This window comes from Bradyrhizobium sp. IAR9, from assembly GCF_013408065.1.
In the GTDB taxonomy this organism is placed as follows: Bacteria; Pseudomonadota; Alphaproteobacteria; order Rhizobiales; family Xanthobacteraceae; genus Bradyrhizobium.
Genome location: NZ_JACBZW010000010.1, coordinates 246298 through 259860, shown reverse-complemented (window position 1 = coordinate 259860; position 13563 = coordinate 246298). Strand labels below are relative to the sequence as shown.

The 13563-nt window shown below is 65.1% G+C and carries 12 protein-coding genes; 7 read left to right on the top strand and 5 right to left on the bottom strand.

Annotated elements, in window-relative coordinates; all coding sequences use genetic code 11:
* Positions 1-12 precede the first annotated feature (12 nt).
* The 3 genes from GGD67_RS25710 (at position 13) to GGD67_RS25700 (ending at position 3369) form a co-directional block, all read left to right on the top strand.
* Positions 13-1170, top strand: a complete 1158-nt coding sequence (locus tag GGD67_RS25710) for a tetratricopeptide repeat protein (RefSeq protein WP_179736679.1) — start codon at positions 13-15, stop codon at positions 1168-1170.
* A 96-nt stretch (positions 1171-1266) separates the two neighbouring features.
* Complete coding sequence (locus GGD67_RS25705) at positions 1267-1908, top strand: hypothetical protein (RefSeq protein WP_179736677.1); 642 nt, start codon at positions 1267-1269, stop codon at positions 1906-1908.
* Between the two features lie 270 nt (positions 1909-2178).
* Positions 2179-3369 (top strand): acetylornithine transaminase, encoded by a 1191-nt coding sequence (locus GGD67_RS25700; protein WP_179736676.1) that lies wholly within the window; start codon positions 2179-2181, stop codon positions 3367-3369.
* 166 nt (positions 3370-3535) lie between these two features.
* Here the strand turns inward: GGD67_RS25700 and GGD67_RS25695 are convergent, their stop codons facing one another.
* The 3 genes from GGD67_RS25695 to pcsA all read right to left on the bottom strand — a co-directional run bounded on the left by GGD67_RS25695 (position 3536) and on the right by pcsA (position 6083).
* Positions 3536-4510, bottom strand: a complete 975-nt coding sequence (locus GGD67_RS25695) for a quinone oxidoreductase family protein (protein WP_018317978.1) — start codon at positions 4508-4510, stop codon at positions 3536-3538.
* Positions 4511-4584: 74 nt separating this feature from the next.
* Positions 4585-5319 carry a TerC family protein gene (locus GGD67_RS25690; protein WP_018317977.1) on the bottom strand — a complete coding sequence of 245 codons (735 nt, stop codon included), beginning with the start codon at positions 5317-5319 and terminating at the stop codon, positions 4585-4587.
* Positions 5316-6083: a phosphatidylcholine synthase gene (gene pcsA / locus GGD67_RS25685; RefSeq protein ID WP_026201945.1), complete on the bottom strand. Its 768-nt coding sequence runs from the start codon at positions 6081-6083 to the stop codon at positions 5316-5318. The genes GGD67_RS25690 and pcsA overlap by 4 nt, the downstream gene beginning before the upstream one ends.
* Before the next feature lie 86 nt (positions 6084-6169).
* On the opposite strand from pcsA, the gene GGD67_RS25680 reads away from it, so the two are divergent.
* Positions 6170-7354 (top strand): UbiH/UbiF family hydroxylase, encoded by a 1185-nt coding sequence (locus tag GGD67_RS25680; RefSeq protein ID WP_179736674.1) that lies wholly within the window; start codon positions 6170-6172, stop codon positions 7352-7354.
* 237 nt (positions 7355-7591) lie between these two features.
* Here GGD67_RS25680 and GGD67_RS25675 read toward each other — a convergent pair whose 3' ends face one another.
* Positions 7592-8545: an AEC family transporter gene (locus tag GGD67_RS25675; RefSeq protein ID WP_018317974.1), complete on the bottom strand. Its 954-nt coding sequence runs from the start codon at positions 8543-8545 to the stop codon at positions 7592-7594.
* Positions 8546-8651: 106 nt separating this feature from the next.
* On the opposite strand from GGD67_RS25675, the gene hspQ reads away from it, so the two are divergent.
* Entirely contained in the window at positions 8652-8984 is a 333-nt protein-coding gene (hspQ, locus tag GGD67_RS25670; RefSeq protein WP_018317973.1) for a heat shock protein HspQ, read from the top strand.
* 74 nt (positions 8985-9058) lie between these two features.
* Here hspQ and GGD67_RS25665 read toward each other — a convergent pair whose 3' ends face one another.
* Positions 9059-9877, bottom strand: a complete 819-nt coding sequence (locus GGD67_RS25665; RefSeq protein WP_179736672.1) for an invasion associated locus B family protein — start codon at positions 9875-9877, stop codon at positions 9059-9061.
* 261 nt (positions 9878-10138) lie between these two features.
* Here GGD67_RS25665 and GGD67_RS25660 point away from each other — a divergent pair, with 261 nt between their 5' ends.
* Positions 10139-11983, top strand: coding sequence for an extracellular solute-binding protein (locus GGD67_RS25660; RefSeq protein ID WP_179736670.1), 1845 nt, complete (start codon positions 10139-10141; stop codon positions 11981-11983).
* 4 nt (positions 11984-11987) lie between these two features.
* Positions 11988-13490 carry a class I adenylate-forming enzyme family protein gene (locus GGD67_RS25655; RefSeq protein WP_179736668.1) on the top strand — a complete coding sequence of 501 codons (1503 nt, stop codon included), beginning with the start codon at positions 11988-11990 and terminating at the stop codon, positions 13488-13490.
* Positions 13491-13563: the final 73 nt, after the last annotated feature.

Here is a 13563-nt window from a genome sequence, read left to right as displayed (position 1 = left end):
TGCGGCACGCAAATGGAATACGACGAAACATCAGCAATTTGGTTCAAGCTGTCGGCCATCGGCCTTACGATGGCCCTGCTCGCGCTGTCCGCCCCCGCCGCGGCGCGATCCCCCTCAGCCGCACAGCTGCGCCAATGGTTTTACGAGGACGACGACGTGGGCCACGAGGAACGGCGCATCGAGGGCTGCTCGGCCGTGCTCAAGGCCAATCCCAACGATGTGCATGCGCTCGCCAATCGCGGCGAGATGCTTCGGCGCAAGGGCGACGCCGCGCGTGCGCTGGTGGACTTCAACCGTGCGATCGAGCTCAATCCTGGGCATTCCGACCTCTGGTACAACAGGGGAATTGCCCATGACGATCTCGGCGAGAAAGATCACGCCATTGCCGACTACACGCGTGTCATCCGGCTGAACGCCCGCGACCCGCTCTACTACAACAACCGGGGCAACTCCCACATTCACAACAAGGCGTACGAGCGCGCGATGGCCGACTACGATCAGGCCATCAAGCTCGATCCGAATTTCGCGCTCGCCTATTTCAATCGCGGCACCGCCTTCAGCAACCACGGCGACGACGCGAGCGCACTTGCGGACTTCGATCTGTCGATCAAGCTCAACCCGAACTACGGGCCGGCCTACGGCAACCGCGCTCGCGTCTATCGCGACCGCGGCGACCGTCCCCGAGCGCTGGCCGATTTCGCCAAATCGATCGATCTCAGTCCGAACAACGACCGCGACTTCTATGCGCGCGCGAACATGTATTTCGATACGCACGACTACACGCTGGCGCTCGACGATTACGACCGCTCCATTAGAGCGAATGCGAGCCGTGCGGACGTGTTCAATTCGCGATGCTTCACCCGCGCGATCGTCGGCCGCCTGCAGGAGGCGCTGGCCGATTGCGAGCAGTCGCTGAAGATGGCTCCCAACGATGCCGACACGCTGGACAGCCGCGCCCTCGCCCATCTGAAGCTCGGCAACCTCGACGCGGCGATTGCCGATTACGATGCCGCGCTGAGCATCAAGCCGAGGCTCGACGGCTCGCTCTACGGCCGCGGGTTGGCGAAGCGCAAGAAGGGTGACGGTGAAGGCGCCGAGCGCGACATCGCGGCCGCAACGGCAATCAATGCCGGCATCGCCGATGTATTCTCGCATTACGGCGTCGAGTAACCGTCACGCAGGAATGTGACACTATAGTGCATTCACGCAGAGGTCACGGACTCGTCCTAGTTCTGCCGCGCCTTTCAACGCGAGCGAGGAATGAGAATGAGCCGTCTCTCGAACATGCTGCGCAGGCAGCGCTTCGACGATTACCGCTTCTACCACCAGAGCACCGTCAACCAGACCCTGCATCTCGTCAGCGCCGTGATCTTTCTCGGCTGCTACGCCTTGCTGTTCAAGGACGCAGCGCTCGCGGGCATCGTCGGCTGGCTTGCGATGCTGACGCGGCAGACCGGGCATTTCTTCTTCGAGCCGAACGGCTATGATACCGTCAACGACGTCAGCAACGACTACAAGGAAGCGGTCAAGGTCGGCTACAACCAGACCCGCAAGATCGTCCTGCTGCTGGTGTGGGGCAGCGCGCCGGTTGCGCTGTACGCGTTCCCTTCCCTGTTCGGGCTGTTCGATCCGCCCGCCACGCGTCTCGATTTCGTCCGTCACGTCGGCACGCTCTGGCTCGCGATCGGCGTCAGTGGCGGTCTTGCCCGCATGCTCCAGCTCTTCGCCACGCGTGACGTCACGACCGGCCTCGTCTGGGTGTTCAAGGTGCTGACCGACCCCTTCCACAACATCGCGCTGTACTGGAGTTCGCCGCTCAAGCTGCTGCGCGGTGAGCTGATCGACACCGCGATCGCGGACGCGGATTGGGGCGATGAAGAGGCCGTGGAGGCCGCGCACCCGACGTGACGATGCACGCTTGGCGAGCATCCTGCAAAAAGCCTGCTTGACAAGCCCTGCTATTCGGCTGTACGGACGCGCCCCATGATCAATTTCCGGACCCACCTGCGCACCGAAATGCTCCGTCGTCGCTCCCGCGACGATGAGAGGGTGCGCCATGTCCGACGACGCCGCTGAACCACTGAATTCAGCTGAAGTTTTCGAGAAAGGCCGCACCCGCAAGGTGCGGCCTTTCTGCTTTTTGCGCCCGTTTTCCACCCGCCTCCAGAGGAGTTCGACATGACCACGCATCCGTATGACGCGCTGATGGACATCACCGCACGGCCCAAGGCCGTGTTCGTCCGCGGCGCGGGCTCCTACCTCTGGGACGACGGCCGCAAGCGCTATCTCGATTTCGTGCAGGGCTGGGCCGTGAACTGCCTCGGCCACTCCCCGGCCGCGGTTGCCGACGCGCTTTCCGCACAGGCCAGGCGGCTGCTGACGCCGAGCCCGGCGTTCTACAACGAGCCGAGCCTCAAGCTGGCGCAAGCGCTGGTCGCGAACAGCGCCTTCGACCAGGTGTTCTTTGCCAATTCCGGCGCGGAAGCCAACGAGGGCGCGATCAAGCTCGCGCGCAAATATGGCAGCCTGCACAAAGGCGGCGCGTTCGAGATCATCAGCTTCGAAGGCGGCTTTCACGGCCGAACGGTGGCGACGATGTCGGCCTCGGGCAAGAAGGCGTTCGAGCCGCTGTTCGAGCCGAAAGTATCAGGCTTCAAGAAGGCGAAGCTGAACGACATCGCCTCGGTCGAGAAGCTGATCAACGACAACACCGTCGCGGTGATGCTCGAGCCCATCCAGGGTGAATCAGGCGTCTGGCCGGCGACCGATGCGTTCCTTCAGCAGCTACGCGCGCTGACCGATGCGCACGGCCTGCTGCTCATTTTCGACGAGATCCAGACCGGCATGGGCCGGACCGGAAAACTCTTCCACTACGAGCACACCGGCATCGCGCCCGACATCGTGACGCTCGGCAAGGGTATCGGCGGCGGCGTGCCGCTCGCTGCCCTGCTCGCAACCGAACGCGCCTCGTGCTTCGAGCACGGCGACCAGGGCGGCACGTTCAACGGCAACCCGATCATGTGCGCGGCGGGGCTCGCCGTGCTCGAGGAGGTCAGCAAGCCCGACTTCCTGAAGCAGGTCGCCGAGACTGGCCTCCTGCTCGAGAGCGAGCTGCAGAAGGTCTCGGCCCGGCACGGCCTCGGCGGTGTGCGGGGACGCGGGCTGCTGCTCGCGCTCGACCTCAAGCTGCCGATCGCGCCCGGCATCGTCGCGCAGGCGTTCGAGGAAGGCGTGCTCCTCAACGCGCCGCAGCTCGACACGCTGCGCTTCATGCCGGCGCTGAACGTCGCGAAGGCAGAGATCGCCGAGATGATCGATTGTCTCGATGGGATCTTGACCAAGGCCGGCGCGGCACGGCGCGTGGCGTAGCAACTGTCTCGTTCTCCTGGAGGCAGTACCGTAGGGTGGGCAAAGCGAAGCGTGCCCACCACTCAGAAATGGTGGGCACGGCGCTACGCACCTTTGCCCACCCTACGAGAGCAGGATCCGCGGAGACAGTTCTGGATTTCCTCGCTTCGCTCGCAATGACGGGAACCTACGGCTTCAAAATCGAAGCCCCCGTGGTCTTGCGGCTTTCGAGATCGATATGCGCCTTCGCGGCATCCTTCAGCGCGTAGGCGTGGTTGATCGGCACGTGCAGCTTGCCGTTGATCACGGCGGCGAACAGCGTGTCGGCGCCTTCGAGCAGCTCCTTGCGCGTGCCGACGTAATCGTTGAGCTTCGGCCGCGTCGCAAACAGCGAGCCGTGATTGTTGAGCTCGGCGATCGCGAACGGCGGCACCGGCCCGGAGGCGTTGCCGAAGGAGACGAACATGCCGCGCGGCTTCAGGCACGACAGCGAGCCCGGGAAGGTCGCCTTGCCGACGCCGTCATAGACGACGTCGCAGCCCTCATTGCGGCTGATCTGCTTGACGCGCGCGACGAAGTCCTCCTCGTTGTAGAGGATGACGTGATCGCAGCCATTGGCCTCGGCGAGCTCGGCCTTCTCGCGCGAGCCGACCGTGCCGATGACGTGGGCCCCGAGCGCCCTCGCCCATTGGCAGGCCAAGAGGCCGATGCCGCCGGCGGCGGCATGGACCAGCACGCGGTGATGCGGCTCGACCTTGAAAGTCTTGTGCAGGAGATACCACACCGTCAGGCCCTTGAGCATCAGCACGGCGCCCTGCTCGTGGGTGATGTGATCGGGCAGCTTGACCAGCTTCTCCCAGGGAATGTTGCGCTCGCCGGTATAGGCTCCGAGATTGTGGTAGTAGGCAACGCGATCGCCCGGATGGAAATGCGTCACGCCGGGCCCGACGGCGATGACCTCGCCCGAGGCCTCGTTGCCGGCAATGAAGGGCAGCCCCGGCGCCTTGTAGAGACCGGTACGGTAATAGACGTCGATGAAGTTCAGGCCGACCGCATGCTGGCGGATGCGCACCTCGCCGGGGCCGGGCGCCGGGACATCGACGCTCTCATAGACCAGGGCTTCTGGGCCCCCGACCTTGTGCACACGGACCGCTTTGGTCATCACCTGACCTCCTCTTCTCAAAGGCCAGCGAAAGACATCGCGCCCGCCTTGTCAACTCGATGTAGCTGGAACGCCTAAACCGACGGCGTGCTGGTCTTCCTGCGATTGCGCTTGGCCAGCACGTTGAAGAATTCGACGGCCGCCGAGAACGCAATTGCAAAATAGATGTAGCCCCGCGGAATATGGAATTGGAATCCGTCCGCGACCAGCGCGACGCCGATCAGCACGAGGAACGCCAGCGCCAGCATTTTCGTGGTCGGATGCTCCGCGACGAAGCGCGACACCGGGCCCGACGAAATGTACATGATCAGGCAGGCGATCACGACCGCCGCGATCATGATCTCGACGTCCTGGGCCATGCCGATCGCGGTGATGATCGAATCCAGCGAGAACACGATGTCGATGACGATGATCTGGATGATCACCCAGAAGAAGGCGCTACCGCCGGATTTCTGATCGCCCTCGCCGTCATCGGCCTCGACCTCGGCGTGGATCTCGTGCGTCGCCTTCGCGATCAGGAACAGGCCGCCGCCGATCAGGATGAGGTCGCGCCAGGAGAAGTCCGAGCCCTTGAATGAAAAGACCGGCGCGGTCAGGCCGATCAGCCAGACCAGGACGCTGAGCAGCATGATGCGGAAGACCAGCGCGAGAGCGAGCCCGATCTTGCGGGCGCGATCGGCCTGTTGCTGGGGGATGCGCGAGACGATCACCGACAGGAAGATGACGTTGTCGATGCCGAGCACGATCTCGAGCGCAGTCAGGGTGAGCAGCGCGGCCCAGGCTTCGGGGCTGGTCAACAGATGCATCATGCGAAGGATCTTACCAGTCGTATCAACGCATCGCTGAAGCTGATCCAGAGCGCGATCGCGCAGAGCGCGACGGTGACGCCGGCGCCGACGCGGAAATCCATCTCCAGCACGTAGAGGGCGAGCAGCGCCCAGATCGCGATCAGCGACATCGTCAGCCAGCGCAGCCGCACGACGCGGACCGGATGCAGCACGTGAAACGGCACGAAGGTCAGCACGACGAGCGCTGCCACCAGCAGCGTCGACCACAGCGGCGGCCAGTGCAGCAGGAACAGATAGAACGCCGCCGCATTCCACAGCGCCGGGAAGCCGCGGAAATGATTGTCGTCCGCCTTCATGCGCAGATCGGCGAAATATAGTGCGCTGGTGACGATGATGGCGACGCCGAGCAAGGGCGCCGCGACCGGCAGCAGCAGGCCGCTGGCGACGATCGCGTAGGCCGGCACGAAGACATAGGTGACGAAGTCGACCACGAGATCGAGCACGTCGCCCGACCAGTTCGGCTGCACGTTCTTGACGTCGAGCCGGCGCGCGATCGGCCCGTCGACCGCGTCGATGATCAGGGCGACGCCCAACCATTGAAACATCGCCGCCCAGTGCTCGCGCACGGCCTCCAGCATCGCCAATAGCGCGATCGCCGCGCCGAACGCGGTGAAGATGTGCACCGAAAAGGCCGCGGCGCGGATCGCCGGTTTCGGCTTCAGGGAATCCTGCTGGGTATCCATGGCTTCTGCTATCAGAATGAGGCCGGTTTGCACATCCGCCATTGCGGCGCCCGGTCGCACGATCCGTCAGAAAATCAGGCGGAATCAGCGGGCTTGAATTTGCCGCCGGGCGTGTCATTTGTCGTTCCATGACAGACGCATCGACACTCCATGACGCCGCCGTGATCGGCGGTGGACCGGCCGGACTTGCTGCAGCGATCGCGCTGGCGCAGGCGGGTGCCCGGACCGCACTGGTGGCGCGGCGCATTCCCTATGCCGACAACCGCACCACCGCGCTGCTCGGCGCCTCCGTCGAACTGCTGGAGACGCTCGACGTCTGGTCCCGCTGCAAGGATAAGGCCGCCGCGCTGGAGGTCATGCGCCTCGTCGACGACACCGGCCGGCTGTTCCGCGCGCCGGAGGTCCGGTTCTCCTGTCACGAAATCGCGCTCGACGCCTTCGGCTACAACATCGACAACCGCTCGCTGATGCTGGCGCTGGAAGCGCGTGCGGCTGAGCTGCCCAATCTCGTCCGTTTCGACGACGAGGCTGAAAGCGTCGTCATCGAAGCCGACGACGTCGCGGTCCGCACCGCCTCCGCGCAATTTCTCTCGGCCCGCCTGGTGGTCGGCGCCGACGGCCGGCATTCGCTGTGCCGGGAAGCTGCCGGCATCGCGGTGACGCGGCGCGAGCTAACGCAGACCGCGCTGACCTTCAACGTCGGTCACACGCGGCCGCATCGCAATGTCTCGACCGAGTTCCACACGCCGCATGGCCCTTGCGTGTTCGTGCCCCTGCCCGGCGACCGCTCCAGCATCGTCTGGGTCTCGGCGCCTGCGGAGGCCCAACGGCTCCGCGGCCTCAGCGATGCCGAGCTGTCGGCCGCGATCGAGAAGCAGTCGCATTCGATCCTCGGGCGCATGACCGTCGAGCCCGGGCGCAACCTCTTCCCCCTCGCGATCGAACGTCCAAAATCCTTCGGCCGCGACCGCATTGCGCTGGTCGGCGAAGCAGCCCATGTGGTTCCGCCGATTGGTGCCCAGGGCCTCAACCTCGGCCTGCGCGATGCCGCCGACATTGCCAGGCTCGCGGGCGAGGTCATCGCAGCCGGCCAGGATCCCGGCTCGCCCGACCTGCTCAAGCGCTACGACCGCGCGCGGCGTCCGGACGTTTTGAGCCGCACCTTTGCGATCGACATCGCCAACCGCTCGCTGCTCAACGATTTCCTGCCGCTCCAGCCGGTCCGCGCCGTGGGCATGCACCTGCTCGGCGCCATCGGCCCGCTCCGGCGATTTGCGATGCGCGAAGGCCTGACGCCGACCTGGCGAAGGTAGTTTCTCAGGCGCGATAGCGCGCGATGAATTGGATTAAGTTCGATCGAGCCGCGGGCTCGGTGCAACCTCTCCCGCTTGCGGGGGAGGTCGGCGCGAAGCGCCGGGTGGGGGCTCTCTCCTTTTAGGGATTTTCTCTGCAGACTTCAGACAATCCCAATGTGGAGATATCCCCTCCCCAACCCTCCCCCGCAAGCGGGAGAGGGGGCGCACCGTTCGTATCGCCAGCAGTTCTGGCTCTCACGGAAACACCAGCCGTCCGCTCTGAAGTAGCCACATCACGCTGGTCAGCGTGACCACGGATGCAAAGGTCCCGAGCAGCACCGCGACGGAGGCGGATTCGATCCAGGCATCGTTCTGCCGGGCGATGACGAACACGTTCAGCGCCGGCGGCAGCGAGGCCATCAGCACGGCGGTCGCAGCCCAGGGCTGCGCGAAGGGGCCGAACGCCAGCATCAGGCCGAACGCCGCCAGCGGATGGATCAGGAGCTTGACCGCGATCACGCCCGGCACTTCCCACGGCACCCGGTCGAACGGACGCAGCGCCACGGTCACGCCGAGCACGAACAGAGCGGTCGGAGCGGCGGCGTTCTGGAGGAAGGTGATGGTGCGGTCGAGCGCGACCGGCATCTCGATATGCAGCGCCGCGACCGCGGCACCGAAGCAGGCCGACATGATCAGCGGGTTGAGCACGATCTGCTTCAGCACGACGCCGAAGGCATGCACGATCGAGGGATGGTCGCGGTCGGAGAGCTCGATCAGGAGCGGCACGATCGTGAACAGGAAGATGCTGTCGCAGCAGAAGATCAGCGCGGTCGGCGCCGCAGCCTTGGTCCCGAGCACAGCGAGCGCCAGGCCAGGACCCATATAGCCGATATTGCCGTAGCCGCCGGAGAGACCTGCGAGCGTCGCCTCGCGCAATGTCAGCCGTCCCAGAACCTTGCCGACCACCAGCGCCAGGGTGAATGCCGCAACCGTCGACAGCGTGGTCGCGACCAGGAACGGCGGGTTGTTCAATTCCGCAAACGGCGTCTTCGACATGATCGCAAACAGCAGCGCCGGCAGCGACACGTAGAGCAGGAAGAAGTTCATCCAGGCGAGGCCCGATTCCGGCAGAGACTTGGCCTTGCCGCAGGCAAAACCGACGAAGATCAAACCGAAATAAGGTAGCGCCAGATTGAGGATATCGACCATCGGTGAAGTATTTTCTGAAGACTTGGGGGCTATCTGCCCCTGAAGTGAACGTTAATTCCAGATGAGGCCACTAGCATCGGCCACAATCCTGGTCTATCGACGGGGAATGATTAAAGCGCGGACCGCCAAATTCCAGATCGGACAGGTCGTACGCCACCGGATCTTCTCGTTCCGGGGCGTGATCTTCGACATCGATCCGGAATTCAACAACACCGAGGAGTGGTGGCTGTCGATCCCCGAGGAGGTGCGGCCCCACAAGGACCAGCCGTTCTACCACCTGCTCGCGGAGAACGCGGAATCCGAATACGTCGCCTACGTGTCCGAGCAGAACCTGTTGCCGGACGAATCCGGCGAGCCGATCCGGCATTCGCAGGTGGCCGAGATCTTCATCAAGAACAAGGATGGCGGCTACCGCCCGCGCAATCCCTCGCTGAACTGAATTTCACTGGCAGACGGCTAGCAAAAAAGGCGCTCGTGAGAGCGCCTTTTTCATGTCCAGGACCCTGGTCCCGATTACTTCTGGCCGGCCGGAGCGGCCCCTGGGGCAGCACCACTCTGCTCTAGCTTCTTGCGCTGCTCATCAGCCTTCTTCTGAAGCTCTTCCTGGAGCTTCTTCTGATTTTCCTCGAACACCTTCGGATCGGTCGGCGGACCGTCATAGGCCTTCTGGAATTCGCCGGCGAGCGGCAGCGGCAGGGTCAGCGGCGCGCCGTTGGCGTTGATTGCCTGGACAACGAGATTCTGGCCCTTCTTCATGCTGTTGATGAGCTCGGGCGTCGCCTCGTAATCGGACATGCAGCCGTTCTGGAAGCAGATCACGTAGGGCTGCTGCAGCGGCGCGTTGCTGTCGACGATGATGCGGGTGCCGTGCACGAGCTGCATACCGAGCGGCAGCGTCACGCGCAGGATCTTCTTGGGCTCGCCTTCCGGCTCGATGATCACGGCGGCGATGACCGGCTGGCCCGATTCGATGCGGCCGTCCTTGCCGGTGAAGCAGACCTGCTTGGCGTTGGCGTCCTGGCCCTTCAGGCAGAACTTGGTCCAGGGGGCGTAGATCAGCTGGATCTGCTGATCCGCCGGCTGAGCCGCGCCCTGCTGCGCCGGAGCGCCTGCAGCGGGGGCCTGCTGGGCGGGGGCCTGAGCGGCCGGTGCCGGAACCTTCGGGGCGGCCTTGGGAGGCGCCTTCGGGGCCGGAGTCGCCTTGGGCGCACCCGGGGCCGGCGCCGGGGTCTGGGCCTCGGCGGCAAACGGAACGGCCAACGCCGTCGCCGTCAACAGGGCGAGAAGTCGCCCACGCGGCCGGACGGACGCGGCCAAGTAACGGAAATTCATTGCGGAAAACCCTTTCTGAACGGGAAGCGCCCGAACCGCTCCGAAGCGCCGAACCAAGCCGCCTTGGGCGCGGCTCTCTTCCCGTCAATTGAGGCAGATAAGTGACGGGCTCGGCGCTCTTGCGCGATTGCCCGCCTTCTTAACGTGGCCGACGAAAAGATCAATGCCGACAACCGTCTTTGGCCACATCCGCGGCTGCGCCCGGTGAAATTCCCTGTGATAGGATTCGAGGCTAGCCGGTCCTCGAATCAACGTGTGCCGATGTTCAAGTTCCAGCGCCTTTTCGAGGGCCCCGGTCTCCGCCTTTACGTCCTTGCCTCTATGCTCGCGCTCGGGCTGTCCGCTGGCGGCGCGCGGGCCGAGGAAGCCCATGCCATCGCCATGCACGGCAAGCCGGCGATGCCGGCCGATTTCACCCACATGCCCTATGCCAATCCCGATGCCCCCAAAGGCGGCCGCTTGACCTGGGGTGTTCTCGGAACCTTCGACAGCCTCAATCCCTTCATCGTCAAGGGATTGGCCGTGCAGCAGATGCGGGGCTACGTGGTCGAGAGCCTGCTCGCGCGCGGCAACGACGAGCCGTTCACGCTCTATGGCCTGCTCGCCAGGAGCGTCGAGACCGACGACGAGCGGAGCTTCGTCACGTTTCGCCTCGATCCGCGCGCCCGTTTCTCCGACGGCAAGCAGGTCATGGCCGAAGACGTGCTGTTCTCCTGGCAGCTGCTGCGCGATCATGGCCGCCCCAACCACCGGCAGTACTACGCCAAAGTCGCCAAGGCCGAGGCGACCGATCCCCTCACCGTCCGCTTCGACCTCGCAGGCGCCAACGACCGCGAGCTGCCGCTGATCCTCGGCCTGATGCCGATCCTCTCGAAGCAAGCGGTCGACGTCGCGACCTTCGAGGAGACGACGCTGGCGAGCCCGATTGGCTCCGGCCCCTATCGCGCCACGGCCGTGAAGCCCGGGGCCAGCGTGACGCTGACCCGCAATCCCGACTATTGGGGCCGCGACCTTGCCGTCAACCGCGGGCTCTACAATTTCGACGAGATCCGGCTCGACTATTTTCGCGAGGCCAACGGCCAGTTCGAAGCCTTCAAGCGCGGCCTCTATGATTTTCGCGTCGAGCACGAGCCGCTGCGCTGGCACGACGGCTATGATTTTCCGGCCGCCAAAAGCGGCGAAATGATCCGCGACACCGTCAAGCCGGGTCTGCCGCAACCTTCCGAATTCCTGGTGTTCAACACCCGCCGTCCGATCTTCGCCGACATCCGCGTGCGCCAGGCGCTGACGCTTCTGTTCGATTTCGAGCTGGTCAACCGCAACTACTTTTTCGGACTTTATTCGCGCGTGGCCGGCTATTTCGCCGGCTCGGACCTGTCGGCCTATGGCCGGCCTGCGGACGCGCGCGAGCGCGAGCTGCTCAAACCCTTCGCCGCGCAAATTCGCTCCGATGTCATGGACGGCAGCTACCGTCTGCCGGTGACCGACGGATCGGGACGCGATCGCACCACGCTGCGCGCGGCGCTGAAGCTCTTGTCGGACGCCGGCTACGAGCTCGACGGCACCGTGCTGCGCAATCGCAAGACCAAGGCGCCCTTCACCTTCGAGATCCTGGTCACGACCCGCGACCAGGAACGCATCGCGCTCGCGTTCCAGCGCGACCTCAAGCGCGCCGGCATCGAGCCGAGCGTGCGAACCGTCGATCCCGTGCAGTTCGACCAGCGCCGGCTCGCTTACGAATTCGACATGATCCAGAACCGCTGGGACCAGTCGCTGTCGCCCGGCAACGAGCAATATTTCTATTGGGGCAGCGCTGCCGCGGACAATCCGGGGACGCGCAACTACATGGGCGCCAGGGATGGCGCGGTCGATGCCATGATCGCCGCCCTGCTCGAGGCCCGTGAACATACGGATTTCATCTCGTCGGTGCGGGCGCTCGACCGCGCCCTGATCGCGGGCTTCTACACAATCCCCCTGTTTAACGTATCCGAGCAATGGATCGCGCGCTGGAATCGGATAGAACGGCCCAAGGCCACCTCGCTCTCAGGCTATCTGCCGGAGACCTGGTGGTCGAAGGGGCAGCCGCAAGCTCATCAAGCAAAGTGACGCCGTGAACCAGCCAGCAATATCGCCGACGCTCGACACGTTGTTTCAGCGCACGCTGATGCGGCAGCCGCACGCGCCCGCCCTGCTCGACCCGCTCAACAAGGCCCGCGTGACCGGGCATCAGCCGCGGCGGATGACCTACGCCGAGGCAGACACGGCCATCGAGGCGCTGTCGGCCTATTTCGTCGAATCGGGCCTGCCGGCCAATTCCGTCATCGCCATCCAGCTGCCCAATACGGTCGAGTTCATGCTGACGGTGCTCGCCGCCCATCGCGCCGGCCTCGTCGTCGCCGTGCTGCCGCTGCTCTGGCGGCACGCGGAACTCACCGCCGCGCTCAACCGCACCGCGGCGCGCGCGATCGTCACCATGAGCACGGTCGACGGCGTCAGCTATGCCGATCTGGCGATGCATGCGGCCGCCGAAGCCTTCTCGATCCGTCACGTCTGCGGCTTCGGCACCGATCTGCCCGAAGGCATGGCTTCGCTCGACGACGTGTTGGCCCGCCCGCCGGGCACCACGCGCGCCGTGATCCAGGACGGCCGCAAGGCGGCGATGATCTCCTTCGACGTCACCGCGGAAGGCTTTCGCCCGGTACCGCGACCGCATTTCAGCGTGATCGCCGGTGGCCTTGCGATGTCGCTGGAAGCCGACATCCGGCAGGGCGCGACCGTGATGGCGGCATTCACACCGATGTCGTTCGCAGGACTCGCCTCCTCGCTTGCTGTGTGGCTGCTCTCCGGCGGCGCGCTGGCGCTGCATCATCCGTTCGAGAATGATGTGCTGGAGCAGCAGATCAACGAGCATGGATGCGAGGTGCTGATCGCGCCGGCGCAGCTTGCCTTGCGGCTCGGCGATGCCGATCTGGCGGCGCGGATGCCGACCTTGCGCAACGTCGTCGGCCTGTGGCGCGCGCCCGAGCAGGTGGCGGCGAGCGATGCCTGGATCGCGCCACATGCCCCGCTGACCGACGTCTACCTGTTCGGCGAGGCCGGGCTGTTCGGCGCCCGCCGCGGCGAGGACGGCATGCCCGTTGCGGTGATGCCCGGGCCGCATGGCGCTCCGCGTGAGCAATCCGGCTCGTCCATTGCCGGCGAGATCCTGCTGACGCCGAAGGGCACGCTCGGCCTGCGCGGCGCGATGGTGCCGATCGCGGCCTATGCCCCGCCGCAGCCGGTCGGCGACACGCTGATCGCGCAGCCGCCGCGAGACTATGTCGACACCGGCTATGCCGCCCGGCTCGACCGTCCGAGCGGCGCAATCTGCATCACCGCGCCCCCCTCCGGTATCATGGCCGTCGGCGGCTACCGCTTCCTCTCCAACGACCTCCAGGAATGGGCACGCCGGCTCGGCCAGGGCGCCCTGCTCACCGCGCTGCCCGATCGGCTGTCCGGCCACCGGCTGGCCGGACGCGCCCAGGACAATACCCGGGCCCGCGAGGCGCTCAGCGAGCTCGGGCTTAACCCCCTGATGGTCGAAGCTTTTCGCGACCGTTCCGGCCCGGTCTAGCCGCAGTTTCGCCTGGTGCGTTGACGCTGCATTAAGGCGGCCAAACTAGATTGCGGGGCATCTGTCGCGTGAT